The organism is Mucilaginibacter aurantiaciroseus, assembly GCF_024055595.1.
GTDB classification, from domain to species: domain Bacteria; phylum Bacteroidota; class Bacteroidia; order Sphingobacteriales; family Sphingobacteriaceae; genus Mucilaginibacter; species Mucilaginibacter aurantiaciroseus.
This window is the reverse complement of record NZ_JAMXOF010000002.1, coordinates 1,061,069-1,077,430: the sequence shown is the minus strand read 5'-3', so window position 1 is coordinate 1,077,430 and position 16,362 is coordinate 1,061,069. Positions and strand designations below refer to the sequence as shown.

Sequence of the window (16,362 nt, the reverse complement as noted above, 5' to 3'; positions counted from 1 at the left end):
CAAAAGATAGTCTATTCCGTAATTCCATAATGCGCTTAGATTTGTTAAACCAATAATCCTAAAAACCAAATTATGAAAAGAAGATCTACATTAACACTGATGTTGTTGACGCTTTGCTGTAGCCTAGCGTTTTCTCAAAACAGGCTGATCAGAGGGCGAACAACGGATAATGCCAATCAAGCGCTTATCGGGGTAAGCATTAGCTTAAAAGGCACCACAACGGGGACGGTATCAGATACCTCCGGTAATTTCCGTATTAATGCGGCTGCCGGTAACATACTTATCATATCCTATCTGGGATATAAAACACGCGAATTAAGTATTACCGACCGTGACCAATACAATATACAATTATTGTCCGCAGGAAATATGCTTGATGAAACGGTGGTTATCGGTTATCAGTCAATTTCGAGACGGAGTGTCACCACTGCCGTATCGTCAGTTGGTATCAAAGATATTGCTCCCACAACAACCAGTAACGTAGCTGATGCGTTACAGGGAAAGGTACCGGGTTTGCAGGTATTTCAGGGAGGAGGCAATCCTGGAACGCAGCCCAAACTATTGATCAGGGGGTTTGCAACTATTACCGGTTCCAGTGATCCGCTGATTGTTGTAGACGGGGTGATTACCTCTTTCGGTAGCCTGAATGATATTAACCCTTCAGATATTGAGAAAGTCGACGTACTCAAAGACGCAGCTTCAACAGCCATATATGGATCAAGAGGAGGGTCCGGAGTCCTACTGATCACGACAAAACGTGGCAAAGAAAAAACACAAATCAATTTTAATGGAACTACCGGGATGAGCCAATGGGTTAATCCTAATCTTGCCGGAACAGATGAGTTTGTGAACCATTATCGTCAAATCTATGCTAATAATAATCAGACCTTACCTGCTAACGGGGCCGTAACTGGTACCAATACTGACTGGTGGAAAGCGTCTACTAGAAATGCTTACACACAGAATTATAATATAAGCGCGTCGGGATCAAAAAACGGGCTCACTTTTTACGGTAGTGCCGGTTACTTCAATCAGACAACCAATTTTCGTGCACAGCGAAATACCGGGGATTACCGAAAGATTACTACCAGGTTTAATGTTGATTATCAAATATCAAAAGCGGTGAAGATTGGCGTCAGCCTCGCTCCACGTATGGAGGATTATGGAAATGGAGGTGGAACAAGCCTGTTCAATGTGATGTCCATCGCGCCAAATATCGAAGTAATCAAAAGTGCGGCACAAACGCAAACCGATGTGAATGCTTATGCTGCCTCAAACCCAAGTTGGAGCTTCACTGCATATAATCCGGAGTATAGCCAGTTTACACGCTCAAATTTTAATAACATCAATAATCCGGTTGCAGCGATGGCCCGCAATTTCAACGTGACCAAGCTTTTTGGAACCCAGGGGTCCAGTTATATCGAAATTAAGCCCATCAGTGGCCTGACTTTAAGGAGTAGCCTATCCGGCTTTTATAATTCGCAAAATACAACCAACTACGCACCAAAATTCTTTATAGACCCCCAGGATCGTAACGACGTTTCCGGTGTATCACAAGCCTCTGTAACCGATTACCGCTGGCAAATTGATAATACAATCAACTATATTGGCAGCACTGGTAAACATCATTACAATATCCTGGCCGGGCAATCAGCAGATAATTACACTTACAACAACAGTTTTGTTTTCAGGCAGAATATTCCCTACGATGCCGAACCCTACCGGTATGTTGGCTCGGGTGCAACCATCGCTGACGCCAGCGGCACACATCAGCCGGGAGCTGGTCCTTTCGGTAAGATGACTTCTTACTTTTCAAGGGTATCTTACGATTTTAATAATACTTATTTCATCGCCGCCTCTTTCCGTGCAGACGGCTCCTCCCTGCTCTCACCTCAGAACCGGTGGGGCTATTTCCCAACTATTTCCGGTGCTTACGTGATTTCTAATGAACAATTTATGAAAGGCCTCAAGTGGTTGGATTACCTAAAATTAAGAGGCTCATATGGCCGTGTGGGTGGCAACCTTCCCGGTGCACCGGGTGCTTACCAAAGCACGTTAGGATTGTCAGACTATATCAATGGTGATCGGAGCAGGATCTATGGCTATGTACCATCTAACGTACCGGACCCCAACATTAAATGGGAAACTACGCAGGATGTAACCATCGGGTTAGATGCTGATTTCTTTAACAACAAGCTTTCGTTAACGGCAGACAAATACTGGCGTTCGCCCAAAGACATGCTCTTGTATCTTCCTGTGCAGCCCTCTTTGGGTTATCCTCAGGGATTTATCCCTACCGTTTACACCAATGTCGGTAGCATTCGAACAAGCGGATGGGAAATTGGCTTGAATTATAAAGATCGGGTAGGAAAAGTATCTTACGGCATCGGCCTTACCATGCAACATTTTATATCCAAAGCTGTTGACCTGCGTGGCCAGGTTCTATATGATGAAATTTCCAACGATGTGTTCCAGTCAACCCGAAGAACAAAAACCGAAGCGGGAGATATCCTTGGCGGCTATTATGGTTATAAAGTTTTAGGGGTTTTCCAGACAGCGCAGGAAGTACAGGGGTATCAAAGTACAAACGGTACAGTACTGCAGCCTAATGCAAGGCCCGGCGATTTTAAATACGCAAATGTTAATGGCGACAATACGATCGATCTTAATGACAGGACGAACATTGGTAATCCATACCCCAAAATATCATCCGGACTGACCTTGCAGGCATCTTACCACGGCTTCGATATCAGGACCGAGTTTTACGGCTCCTTTGGTAACAAGATCGCAGATGATTACCTGGTTAGAATGAATCCGGTATACGGCTACAACTTTATCAGTGGAAAGGAAAATCAATTTTGGACCGGGCCGGGCAGTACTAATTCCTATCCGATCCTCAGCCTATCCGATCCAAATGGTAATTTTTCAAAAAATTCAAGTTTCTTTATAAAAGACGGCACCTATGTAAGAAATAAGCTGATCCAGGTAGGTTATACGATCCCTTCCAAAACTTTTAGTGGCAAGGCGAACATCAGGGTTTATGCTTCTGCACAGAACCTTTTTACCATTACCAAATATGACGGTCTTAATCCAGAAGTTCCATTTGCCGGTATTTTAAGATATGGCATTGATAGCGGCCAAAATCCTATCCCTAAATTCTTTAACGTCGGCTTTAATGCCAATTTTTAATCTTTAGCATCAACGAAAATGAAATACGTAAAATATTTTTTTCTGGTACTGGTTATAACCGGTATGACAAATTGTAAGAAAGATTTCTTACAGCAAGAACCTTATGGTAACGCAATCCAGGCAAGTACTTTTTATAACAGTGTGGAAGAAGCGACAGGCGCAACGACTACCTGCTATAAATACATTGATTACGATGACTGGTGGCAAACACAATGGTTTAAGCAGGTTGGCGGCGAAGCGGCTTCGGATAACGCTTGGATAGGCATCAACGGCGGACAAGGCACCGCGGTACAAGCTGCACATTATACGTTAAACGCAGAGAATGACCGCATAGAAGCGCATTGGATTATGCTGTATAAAAGCATTTACCTGTTCAACGCTACCATCGAAGGGTTGCAAAACTCGAAAGTGGATGCGGCAGTGGTACAAAAACTTACCGCTGAACTCCGGTTTTTAAGGGCTTTTCAATACTTTGAACTGGTAAAAAACTGGGGAGCGGTGCCATTAATTACCAAAACGCTTTCACCCAAGCAAAATGATTACACAAGGACCAGCGCCGCTGAAGTTTATAATTTTCTTAAAACAGAGCTGGCTAATGCCATTCGGTTGCTTCCCGGTAAATCACAGTACAGCATTACGGATAAGTATCGTATCTCCAAAGGCGCAGCCCAGGCTTTGCTGGCAAAAGTAGATCTGTACACGGAAGATTGGTCAGGGGCACTTGATCAAAGCGGACAGATCCTCAATTCCGGTGAATATACGTTAGAACCTCAATTTGGTAATATCTGGCAAACCGCTAATTACAACGGAAGAGAGTCTTTATTCGAAACACAATTTCAATACTCTGCCCAGTATCCCAATCTAGGTAATATATTTCCGACAACCTCTATGGCTGGTTCTGAAGGTGGCTGGGGATATTTTACTCCGACAAGCGATCTGGAGAATGCCTTTAAGGCACAAGGCGATAGCGTAAGGCTCAATTGGACAATTATGCGTCATCGTTTCCCGGTGGTGGGTGACCCGGCCGTGACCTCGTTTAATGCTAATCCTGCCCAAGAAAAATCAGCCCGCTTTAACCGAAAGGTATACATTCCAAGAACTGAAAGGACACCAAACGGACGTTTTTCGAAGGATCATATCTACCTGAGGCTTGCCGATGTTTACCTGATGAATGCAGAAGCAGCGGCCATGCTGCAGCAAAGCCAACCGGCATTACAATCGTTACGCGTGGTTAGAAACCGGGTGAACCTGACTACCGACATGACACTGACCGGCTGGAACCTGATTAATGCGGTACGTACGGAGCGCCGCTTGGAAATGGCGCTGGAAGGTGACCGCTTATATGATATCCGGAGATGGAAAGATCAGGGCGGACAACCGGTAATTAACAGTATATTCGGACCGAACGGAAGTTTTGTACGGTATAATACCACGCAAAGTCGTGACCCTTATGAAACGACGAACCTGAACGAACCGCAGAATAAAGGGGCAAGCTTTAAGGCAGGTCAGCATAATCTCTGGCCGATACCATCTAAAGAAATCATAGCCTCGCAAGGTAAAATTACACAGAATACTGGTTACTAATATCACCAGCCGCCTGCGTTGAGCAGGTGGCATTTTTTTCCTATCTATGAAAAAATACACAAAATATCCCCTATTCTTTTTGGGTTTGGTTGTCGTAGCTACAGCATTTTGCTGCAGTAAAGTTAAAACAGAAACCACGCCTGATAAAGGATGTATCGTAAGCGGGGTTAATACCTGCCCGCAAGTTGATCCGAAGATTGTAGTTAATTTCTCAGAGGAAAAGCAAACCATTCACAGCTTTGGCGCATCAGATGCCTGGTCAACTAAGTTCATTGGCAAATGGTCCGATGCATCTAAGAAAAACCAAGTGGCGGATTATCTTTTTAGCCTCGAGAATGACAGTGAAGGAAACCCGAAAGGTATTGGCCTTTCTATGTGGCGTTTCAACATTGGAGCGGGAAGTTTTGAGCAAGGCACCGCCAGCGGGATCCCTGATGAATACCGGCGGGAAGAAAGTTTTTTAAAAGCTGATGGAAGCTATGACTGGAGCAAACAAGCCGGGCAGCAATGGTTTCTTACAGCGGCCAAGGCAAGAGGGGTTAATAAGTTCTTGGCTTTCCCCATATCGCCGCCTGTTCAGTTCACACTTAATAATAAGGCATCGGGGCTTCCTAACAGCCATTTAAATTTAAAAGGTGATCAAAAAGCCAACTTTGCAGATTTCCTGGTAAATGTATTGCAACATTTTTCAGCCACCGGAACAACTTTTAACTACCTCAGTCCTTTTAATGAACCGCAATGGAATTGGGGGGAAAACCCTAGCCAGGAAGGCACAGGAGCAACCAATTCGGAAATTGCCGATTTTATCCGGATATTAGGTCCAAAAATCAAATCAGCCGGCCTTTCCACAACTATCGCCCTAGGGGAAGCAAATCAATGGAATTCCCTGGATGCCAATAACAGCGACGGTAGAGGTGACCAGATTAACCAGTTTTTTAACAAAAGTTCAGCGAATTATATCGGCGATGTTCCTTCCATGGAACATCTCATCTCTGCACATAGTTATTTTACGACCTGTCCTAATACGGATATTATTAATTACCGGATGAACGCCCTAAACAAAAAAAATGCGGTAGATCCTTCCCTGCAATTATGGCAATCTGAATTCGGTATTCTTGGCGATATATGCGGACAGTTAAACGGTTTTCCAAAGAACGTCAGCATTGATTATGGGCTATACGTGGCCAAAGTGATTCATCACGATCTTACGGTTGCCAATGTGACCTCCTGGCAATGGTGGCTGGCTGTCGACCCTTATAATTACAGTGATGGCCTGGTCTATATCAATGATCCATCAGGAGGCTATGACCTTAATGCGATGAAAAACGACGGAATTGTCAGCGACTCCAAACAACTCTGGTCTTTCGGGAACTTTTCCCGGTTCATCAGGCCGGGTATGGTCCGGGTGGGCGCTAATCTAAGTGACATAAATGATCCTGTCACTTCTGCCGGAACCCAAATGATCTCTGCCTACAAAGACCCCGCTACCAAACAATTTGTAATCGTCATCATCAACATGGCCGGCAGTCAAAAAACTTATAAATTAGACCCCGGGTTAAAACTCGGCAAACCGGAAATTACATCCTATGTAACCAGCGCTTCGAAAAATCTAAAGAAAATGGTTAGCACCTCTACGGATATTGTACTTGAAACCCGCTCTGTTACCACTCTTACCGGAACCTATCTATAATCGACAAAAATGAAGTACATATATGTTTTTCTGATTTCCATTGCTTCGTTATCAGCAAAAGCACAGCATCGACCCGTTTCGCTGGCCGGAACCTGGAGCGTAAAGCTCGACTCCTCAGACAAAGGCCTGGCTGATAAATGGTTTTTAAAGAATTTAGATGGGCAGATTATACTTCCCGGAACCCTTGATGATGCCGGTTTAGGTATGCCTGTGAAAACGGATACATCGTTATTGTCAAAAGAGATCATGCTGCATTTAGCCCGGCGCTATCGCTATACAGGCGCCGCCTGGTATCAGAAAATAATCCATATAAATAAAGGAATGACCAATGCAGCTATCAGCTTGGAACGCGTCATCTGGAAAGCAGAATGCTGGATTGATGGCCGGCCGGCCGGTAGCCAGGAAAGTTTGATCGCTCCGCATACTTTTTCAATAGGAAAGCTTGCGCCAGGTAAGCATATCATTACGTTAAGGATTGATAACAGGAAACTTCATGATATTAGTTTTAATGACTTCGCCCATGCTTATACAGATGGCACTCAAATCATTTGGAACGGGGTGATCGGGCGTATGGAATTAGTAGATAATGGCCCTGTGGCTATACAATCGGTGATGGTTACGGGTAATCCGGATACCAAACAAATCAGCGCTTCCGTGAAACTGCATCCGGAAACCAATTATAGCCTGTATCTGCAAAGCAGAGTTATCCTCGCAAATCACACTGTTTTAAAGGGCGCGCCGCAACCCATTACAAAAGATTCCGTTCAGCACCTTACAATCAACTTTCCCCACGCTAAGCTATGGGATGAATTTAGTCCGAATGTTTACAAATTAGAGGTAGAAGTTACAGATCGTAAAGGAAAAGTTTTGAGTTCACAGACAGAACGGTTCGGGTTTAGAAAAATTGGCTCCAAGGGTAGCGAATTGCGTATCAACGGCAGGCCGCTATTCCTGCGCGGTACGCTGGAGTGTAACATTTTCCCACTGGAAGGGCATCCGCCGATGGACGCACCGGGCTGGATCAAAGTATTCTCCGCAGCTAAACTATACGGCCTGAACCACCTGCGATTTCATTCCTGGTGCCCCCCGGAAGCTGCTTTCAGGGTGGCTGACTCCCTGGGCTTTTATCTGCATGTAGAATTACCGCTCTGGAGCCTGAACGTCGGTAAGGACAAGCCAACCGTTCAATACCTGGAAGAAGAAGCAGAACTCATGATTAAAAATTATGGTAACCATCCTTCTTTTTGTTTCTGGAGCATGGGTAATGAACTGGAAGGTGATTTTTTATGGCTAGAAAGGCTCGTGCGAAAATTAAAAAAAGAAGATAGCCGGCACCTGTATACCACCACCACTTTTAGTTTTCAAAAAGGACACGGTAAATCACCGGAGCCAGCCGACGATTTTTTTATTACACAATATACGGATAAGGGATGGGTAAGAGGCCAAGGGATATTTAATACCAACACCCCTGATTTTAAAACCGACTATAGCCATGCCGTCAAGGGCACATCCGTACCCTTGATCATTCACGAGGTGGGGCAATACTCCGTGTTTCCCGATCTTACAGAGATTTCCAAATACACTGGAGTATTAGTCCCTGCGAATTTTTCTGCCGTTCATTATGATCTGCAAAAAAAAGGCATGCTGAAGCTCGCTGCATCTTACCTGAAAGCAAGTGGTAGCCTTTCTGCTAATTTGTATAAAGAAGAAATCGAGCGGGCACTCAAAACAAAGGGTGTCGGTGGGTTCCAACTTCTTGACTTGCATGATTTCCCTGGTCAGGGCACTGCGCTTGTTGGTATTCTTAATGCTTTTTGGGATAGTAAAGGTATCATCAGTCCTGCTGCATTCCGACAGTTCTGTGGCCCCGCTGTGCCCCTATTGCGTTTCGACAAAGCGGCCTATACCAACAATGAAATATTTTTAGCGGAAGGCGAATTCGCAAATTATACAGACGAGGCGCTGAACGGTGAACTAATTTGGACAATAAGTAACGACAACCGGAAAGTGCTTTTTAAAGGTAGCTTTGGTTCTAAACCTATCCCTATCGGTAATTCAGAGGTACTGGGTAAAATATCTGTGCCGCTTCATGGGATCAACCGCTCCCAACAACTTCAGGTAACTCTGCAGCTGGCAAAATCAAAATATGTAAACAGCTGGAAAATCTGGGTTTATCCGGATCAGGATAATCAATTACCGGCGAACGTACATTTCACAACTTCCTTAGATACTGCAGTTAAGCTTTTAAACTCAGGTGCATCTGTTATTTTAAATCCCGACACTGCATCTATTAACGGTATTGACGGACGTTTTGCCCCAGTGTTTTGGAGTCCGGTACATTTTCCGGATCAGCCGGGAAGTATGGGCCTGTTGATCGATAATCATCATCCTGCCCTGGCAGATTTTCCGACCAACTTTTATACTGACTGGCAATGGTGGGACTTGATTACCCGATCGCGATCAGTATCATTTGATCAATTAGACCATAAACCAGCCCCCATCGTACGCGTAATTGATAATTTTTTTAAAAACAGAAATCTGGGAAATTTAATCGAATTTCAGGTGGGTAAAGGTAAACTGATTTTTTGCACAATGGATTTGCACAGCGATCTTATTAAAAGACCTGCAGCAAGACAACTGAAAAAAAGTTTGATCTCCTACGCGGCTTCTAGCAAATTCTTACCGATTCAGACCATATCGATAAAAGAATTGGCTACGTTTATGAAAATTCTAAGAAATTAGGTTAAAAGTCCGCTCATAGTAAATATAACATAGCCTAATTGCTATGTCAAGTGTAGCGCCACCTATAAGTATCTTATGGCATGTTCTTCGGGCCGGGCTTAGCTGTATCTCTTCGCAGGATACCGCTGCTTTCTCTCTTGCGGCATATGTTTGATCTGCAGTCTACCTGTCAGTTGATGGGAGCCTTTTAAAACGAAGCCCCTTTGTGAGCTTTAGGTATCTTTTGTTTGTTTTAATAATGGCAAATAGCTCTCTTTTAGAGGTCCAAATAGATTGGTTCCCAAGTTTTATAGGTGATCACTTCTATCGGACGAAACCACTTTTTAATTTTAAGTTTTAAATATTCGACTGACTTTTATAAGTTTACCTTTTTCATCGATCGTATGGGAAATAATGATTTTGTCAGGTCTCATCGTCGCCGCAATCTCTAAAATATTTTAAGGTTTTTATTCAAATGGCTTTAAGTGTAGACGACGATACCTTGCTATACCATTTGCACAGGCATGATTATTCCAATTGATTCAAATTTTCTGTTAAGGATTTGGAACTGTCCGAGCGTTCGAAAACGATTGAAATGGACGAAAACAATCCGGTTTCGTCGCGAAAGGAAATTTTTAAAATAATTCTCAACAAGTACACAACGCCAAACTGGATTTCTACATAGTTTGCTTCTAAATCCTTCTTTTTAATAATTAAGATCAGATTAATTATTAAAAAGAAGGATTTAGAAGCAAACATTATATGATAAGCTTTTCATTAAAATATTTCGACAAAAAAACCTTACTTGTGATTAATGGTTTTTAGCCAGTGATTGTTACGGTAATTAATTAGAGCGTTTTTTCTTAGCATGGTTTTTGAAGAATAATAGATTTAATATAGATTAAACTTTTGAAAATAATCAAAATTAAAGATGCCGCACCCGTTATTACCTCCAGCAGGAGCCTTAAGTAGTTGAAGAGTTTGTTTCTCGGAAAGAAGAAAGTATCGTCCAGCTTAGACATTTGGATATTCAGTTAAGGCACATCATAATGGAGATATAGGCGTAAAAAAAATCAGGCACAGGCACGACATTTTAGTTTATCATTCCCCGATAGCCCTTAAATAATTTAATACACTGAAAAACAGAAATTATAAGCGCAATTAACTCACCATAAGTATCCCTAAAATGAGTAAAGATAAAAAAAATCCGAAAAAAAATAATAAAAAACTAGTTCCAAAACCTTCAAATGATGGAATGAATACGCCGGTGCCGGACCGAACGGCAACTCACGAACCCTCAGCAAGTGAAGCAGCTTTATTAAAACAAGCTGAAAATCCATTAGGTAATCCGAATAAGGTTTAATAGTTTGCCCTTTACAGCTGGGCAAAACATCTTCAGGATGTAAAACATACACAGAATCCAACAGTGTATCTTTTACTGCATTTTTTTAACTCATGTATGAAGCAAAACCCGATATAGTAAAAATTCCGGACTGGAGTAAAGAGCTTAAAGTGATTATCCAAGATCAAATAAACACCAATTTATCATTAAGCTTAACTGCAATCTATAGTGATTTAAACATCAATCCAGCCTATGTATCCAAAGAATTTACAAGTATTTCGATGACTTATCATTTGGTGAATACCTCCGGAAATTACGTATTAGTAAAACAATCTCCTGTTTAAAAAGCTCCAACTACTCGTTATCAAAAATCGGTTATTTAACGGGCTTTTCTAATCAAAGCCCCTTTAAACGGATTTTTTAAAAAGAACATGGAAAATAAAGCGCTCGGGTTATCGAAAATCGGTTGTAAAGGAAAGAGAAAACATTTAGGTTTCTTTACCGCAGAAGTTTACGAAGGCTTAGCAAAGGTCCGTCTTTAGTTTATTCCAAATCTACCACCACTTTTACCTCTTCGTCAGCGGGTAGCGATATCATATATCTTTCTGGATGAACGGGATATTTCATTTTTTTGATCTTTTCAACTGAAATGCTTTCAATGCTTCTTGGAAATTTTAGATCGACATTTTGTGCTACAGCGGATTTTAATACAACTTCAACATGCTTACCATTCCAGCTTAGACTTTTAACCAGAATATGGCCACGAAGCAATAAACCTTCAATTGTTCCTTTGCTCCATTCTTTTGGTAATGCGGGTATCAATGAAACTAAACCCTGTTCTGAGTAAGCCAACATTTGGATAATGACTGCTGGCAACCCACCGCTAATATCTGTGTTAAATAGATTCCCCACATTATGGTAGGAACCCATTCCGGTAGACCAATATTTGCCTGACAACCATTTTACAATTTGATTTGCCTTTTCTCCTTCGCCAATATGAGCAGCAGCCAAACCTAACTGAACCAAGCCGAAAGACATTTCACCCCCATCCTCTTCAATTCGGAATTTCATTTTTTCATCAATTGTACGATTTACGGCTTTTACCAAACGGGGATAATTGGTAATTAATGGATCCTTTTCATCAAACAGGGCATATAACTGAGATGAATGGCGGTGCTTATGGTTCTCCTCTAAATCTGGCCACAGCCATTCACGCAAGGTTCCGTCTGGTGCTACTTTGTATTCAGGAAGTTTTAAAAGCATTTTCTTCCATATCTCAATCTCCCCTTCATCTATCTTTAAAATTACGGCAGCCGCAATGCAATTTCGTAATAATTGTCTGGCTATCATTACGTCCATCGTGGCATTAATTGTTGCCTGCGATGTTCCGTTTGAGGGATTATTTTCCGGAGAATAAGATGGATTAAATACGAGTTTACCATCCTTGCCCGGCTTTAAAAAATCTTCATAAAATTGAGCAGACTCTTTCATAAATGGATAAGCATGTTCAGTTAAAAACTTTTGATCGCCCGTGTACAAATAATAATCATAAAAACTATTTGCTGTCCAACCAGCGCCGCCTGTCCATAATGAAAGGCACCATGTTTCACCGAAATCGGTATCCATACCTGTGTTACTTGTGCTCGCCGGCACGTGAATTCCTCTGGTTCCGAAAAGTAGGCGAGCATTATCGCGGTAGGTAGCTAAATTCCGTTCATGATAATTGTAATAAGCCGACATTAGTTCGGGCATATTACTGCTTAAAACACTGGCGATGGCAGTTTGTATATTTCCGTCATGAGTGAAGCCTGCCGACCATGGCGCTGTCCAAGTGCCGCTCCAAATTCCTTGTAAGTTTGGTGGATTCGTTCCCATCGCACTGATAATGTTATACCTACCGGCATCATATACTTTTTCAATAAGTGCAAATGAAACTTGCTTTTTTGCGTTCGAAAGTAAAGCCTCACTACTTAACACTTTATCAGAATCGGCACCGCCTAAATCAAGCTTGGATCTATTAAATAGTTCACCGTGGATTTGCGCGTGACGAGTCAGCAATTCATCGTAATTTGTTGATTTTGCCGATAACTCAGCTTTTAATAATGGGATTTGTGAAGTTTTATAATTATAGGATGGATTAATTTTTATTAAGAGTAAAACCTCGTCGGCTTGAGAGATAACAAGCTTTCCTTGCTCCACTTTTACCTTTCCTCCCTTTAATGTAATTTTCCCAACACCTTCGTAACCTTCTAACCCTCCAGTATATTTATTTTTAAATTCACTTCGATAGGTAAGCCATTGGCCACTTGCGTTGATTTGCATATTTGCAATTCCCTGACTTACAAATTGCGCCTGCTTGGCTTCAATTGGCCGCTGAGCGAACCGAATAGAACAATTGATTTTGCCGTTCCCTTTAATGGATAGCACAATTACACTGTCTGGCCTGGACACGAAAATAGTTCTTTTATAAGTACCCGAACTATCTTTCCAATTTACATTCGCCTCGCCTGTTTCATAATTCACAGTTCGTAAATAATTTTTTATAGGCAAAATTGGATGTTCAATCCGGATATCAAAAGCTGGAATAAATGGATCTATACCAATATTAAAACCTTCAATATCTCGTTGTTGGGCTGGTATTTTCGCAGCTTCCTTATACCTACCATCTAGTAATAAAGTCTGAATTTCTGTTAGGCGGCTTGCTTGATTGATAAGTTGCTTAGGCTTATTTAAGGGTATGTATAACTTAGCGTGACTTAAAATTATTGTCTCTTTGTAGGGTTGCCCCATTACGAGAGCGCCCATGGTGCCGTTTCCAGTGATTAAAGAATTTTCCCAAATAGTAGCCGGCAGTGAACTTGTAATACCACGCAAAGGTATTTTAAATAAAGTATTAGTTTGAGCATTTAAAGTTGCTGTGCTCATAAATATCAAAACTGGGACTAAAACACATGACAAGCGTTTTGTTTTTACTTGATATAAATTTTTGAAGTTCATTTTATACGATTGGAGCTTTATTAAATGATACATTTAAATGCCATGACTATTAAAATAAGGACATGAAAATTCTAAAGTAATGATAAAAACATAGATGCTTCAGTGTTATTTAAAAGTCCACGAAGTTGTTACATCTCTTAAGTCACGGGAGTTCAAATTTCCACATAAAATTAAATGATTAAACAGAAAAACTAATTAACACTTTATAATAAGGCATTTATACATACTAAAAATATTAGTATATTTTAGCCGAAGAGGTTGAAATATTAATAACAATGTTTAAAAGACTAAACATTATAGAATTTTCTGAAAGATTTGCAACAGATGATGCTTGCAGGAAATACCTTTTGGAATTTAAATGGGAAAATGGTTATCAGTGTGGCCATATACATTTCTATGAAATTAAGTGGTGGGCTCCCGCCAATGTGTTAATGGCAAATATGCAGAGTCGGCTACAGCCAGGACTTTATTTTATAAAGTGAAGTTCCCATTGTGCAAGGCATTTTACATTGTCTTTACAGTGTTAACGAACAAAAAAGGTATGTCAAGTTATGAACTATCCCGAAAATTGGGATGAAGGCAGAAAACATGTTGGTCATTTAGACAAAAAGTAATCGAAGCGATGAAAAGCGGAGGTAATAATCCATTGAAGGGAGATATAGAAGTGGATGAGTTTTATGTGTGTGCCCAGGGAAGGGCAAAACAAGTCGTGGCAATGAAACGAAGCAACGGGTAGTCATGGCTATCCAAGCCGACGGTTTCTGCATACACCGGTGCTATACAAAGGTGATACCCTCTGCCCATGGCGCTGAATTACAAGTGTTTTTTCTTAACCACATCGACACAGATGCCAATATCAGGACCGATAACTGGAAAGGATATACCCATTTAAAGAGAAATCAGGACTAATGAAATATTGGTGTTAACTGATTCCAGTATTACCACTCAAAAACGATAAGCAAAACCAGGACGAGACATAAAGACTTAACAGTAGTTTTCACCGTAATATCGGGTTAGTTTCATCTACTTCAACTAAAAGATCCACGTCGCTTTTGTCTATATCTGTTCCCCACGCTTACCTTTTCACTGAAATTTAAACTCTGATCTTTGGCCTTATAAATGGGACGGCTATACTTTTCCTGGAGAAATGAGCTGGTATTTAATATAGCTGGTAAAATATCTTTAATAGAATTTGATCCTTTGGTTAGTGGAGAATTATAAAATTTCTTAACACAATCCAATAAATCTATCATGTTACGGCTGCCTTCCCATTTTACGGTGCTGTCCCCTGTGGATTTGCTAATAGTTTCGATCCATGAACATAATTTGCTGGCATCCCTTTCGGAAAATTCTCTTAGCTGGCGGTGAATGGCATTAAGTATAGAATTTTCATGAGCAGCATACCGAAAAATATTGCCACTATCTCCATCAAGATCCGCTTTAAGTTTCCTGATAAATTCAAAATTGGGAAAGCTGCCCTCCTCCGTATTTAGCCACTGCCCTGTATGTTCAACAGTGCCGTCTTGATGAAGCACATGGTGTGAAAATTGAAAAGCGATCTGTTCATAAGGTCTGCGGTTCGCGTTAAAAGGGATAGCCACAGCAGAGGTTTCAAAATCTATGAAATGTAGCGGATAGGTAAGGCTTGAAGAAACCTGCTTAAACCCCTCATGATCGAAATAGTGAGATAAGTTATTGTCTTTTGATTTCTGCACCTGTAATTCCTGGCGGTCAACCCGGCTTAGGCCTGGTTCAATATTAACTTTGGGTTTCTGACCTTCCAAATCAATTCTACTTAATTGGGATTGAAAAAATACTTTATTATCCAGGTACTCATTTTTTTTCTTAAAGTCCCAAAGATTAAGAATAGAAGGTATTAAAAAGTCTTCCTCGGTAAAGCCATTCACGCTTTTCCAGCATTCCTTATACCCATTTTTTAAACCTAACGCTTCTTGCTCCGGGGTGGCCCGAAACTCGCAGGTCTTACAATACGCTCTTATTTTGCCCTGTATGCGTTCATCAGCCTTATATTTCTTTGCAAAAAAATGAATCCATTCTCTAAAAGATTTGGCATCATCGTTATACAAAGGGTCATCTTTTAGCAACATTTCTGCAAGTTCATCTATATTGACGCGACACAGGATTTCTTGTCCAATGGCTGCGGGTGAAACATCCCCAGATACCTTGACAGAAACTTTATTATCCTTATTCTTTTGAATACGAAAATGCTGATTTAGACCGTCAACCGATGCTTTTTTACTTTTATCTGCCAACATCAAAAATGCCTTAACCCTTAAATCAGGCCTGGAAAGGGAGATCACATACTTTTGGAAGGTAACATCATAAACGTAGGGTTGCCATTTTGGGGAAATTCCATTGGCATTTGAAATTGAAGCTTTTAAATTCGTCGGATCATATGATTTAGCTTTGACTGCAAATAATTTCAGGCTGTTCCCGTCTTTGACAATGATGTCTGTCCTGATAAAAAACGATTCAAAACAGAACGCAGCCTCATATATCGTTACTTGATCTAAAAGTAACAATTCATTGGTTTTTAGCAGTGCTTTTTCGTAATCAAGTTCGTCAATTTTAATACCGCCCGGAAAATAACATTTCGCAAGTTCACCGACCTGAAATCCACCGTTGGCCAACGCTTCCAAAAAAGTGTCCTGTATCTTTTTATCAGGATATTCTTTTTTTGAATTATAAAAAAGCTTAGTCGGACATTCTAATGCAAGTTTTAATTTGGATTTTGTTAAATACCGTTGACCTGACATTGATTTGGGTTTATATCCAAATTTAACATTAAGTTCAAAATTTAAAAATCCTTATTAAATGC

Annotated in this window: 9 protein-coding genes; 7 read left to right on the top strand and 2 right to left on the bottom strand. The window is 41.0% G+C overall.

Annotated elements, in window-relative coordinates; all coding sequences use genetic code 11:
* The first annotated feature begins 72 nt into the window (after positions 1-72).
* The 6 genes from NAF17_RS13155 (at position 73) to NAF17_RS13130 (ending at position 10,870) form a co-directional block, all read left to right on the top strand.
* Positions 73-3,189, top strand: a complete 3,117-nt coding sequence (locus NAF17_RS13155) for a SusC/RagA family TonB-linked outer membrane protein (RefSeq protein ID WP_252758451.1) — start codon at positions 73-75, stop codon at positions 3,187-3,189.
* An 18-nt stretch (positions 3,190-3,207) separates the two neighbouring features.
* The gene (locus NAF17_RS13150) at positions 3,208-4,773 is read left to right on the top strand and encodes a RagB/SusD family nutrient uptake outer membrane protein (RefSeq protein WP_252758450.1); all 1,566 of its coding nucleotides are present in this window, start codon (positions 3,208-3,210) and stop codon (positions 4,771-4,773) included.
* A 46-nt stretch (positions 4,774-4,819) separates the two neighbouring features.
* Positions 4,820-6,463 carry a glycoside hydrolase gene (locus tag NAF17_RS13145; RefSeq protein ID WP_252758449.1) on the top strand — a complete coding sequence of 548 codons (1,644 nt, stop codon included), beginning with the start codon at positions 4,820-4,822 and terminating at the stop codon, positions 6,461-6,463.
* Positions 6,464-6,472: 9 nt separating this feature from the next.
* Positions 6,473-9,205, top strand: coding sequence for a DUF8487 domain-containing protein (locus NAF17_RS13140; protein WP_252758448.1), 2,733 nt, complete (start codon positions 6,473-6,475; stop codon positions 9,203-9,205).
* Positions 9,206-10,370: 1,165 nt separating this feature from the next.
* On the top strand, positions 10,371-10,547 hold the full coding sequence (locus tag NAF17_RS13135; protein ID WP_252758447.1) for a hypothetical protein: 177 nt from the start codon (positions 10,371-10,373) through the stop codon (positions 10,545-10,547).
* Positions 10,548-10,639: 92 nt separating this feature from the next.
* Positions 10,640-10,870: a hypothetical protein gene (locus tag NAF17_RS13130; RefSeq protein WP_252758446.1), complete on the top strand. Its 231-nt coding sequence runs from the start codon at positions 10,640-10,642 to the stop codon at positions 10,868-10,870.
* A 199-nt stretch (positions 10,871-11,069) separates the two neighbouring features.
* Here NAF17_RS13130 and NAF17_RS13125 read toward each other — a convergent pair whose 3' ends face one another.
* Positions 11,070-13,523: a glycosyl hydrolase family 95 catalytic domain-containing protein gene (locus NAF17_RS13125; RefSeq protein ID WP_252758445.1), complete on the bottom strand. Its 2,454-nt coding sequence runs from the start codon at positions 13,521-13,523 to the stop codon at positions 11,070-11,072.
* Between the two features lie 681 nt (positions 13,524-14,204).
* Between NAF17_RS13125 and NAF17_RS18325 the strand changes: the two genes are divergently transcribed.
* Positions 14,205-14,432 (top strand): transposase, encoded by a 228-nt coding sequence (locus NAF17_RS18325; RefSeq protein WP_370341139.1) that lies wholly within the window; start codon positions 14,205-14,207, stop codon positions 14,430-14,432.
* 119 nt (positions 14,433-14,551) lie between these two features.
* On the opposite strand, the gene NAF17_RS13120 is transcribed toward NAF17_RS18325, so the two are convergent.
* Entirely contained in the window at positions 14,552-16,300 is a 1,749-nt protein-coding gene (locus NAF17_RS13120; protein WP_252758444.1) for a DUF2779 domain-containing protein, read from the bottom strand.
* Between the last annotated feature and the right edge of the window lie 62 nt (positions 16,301-16,362).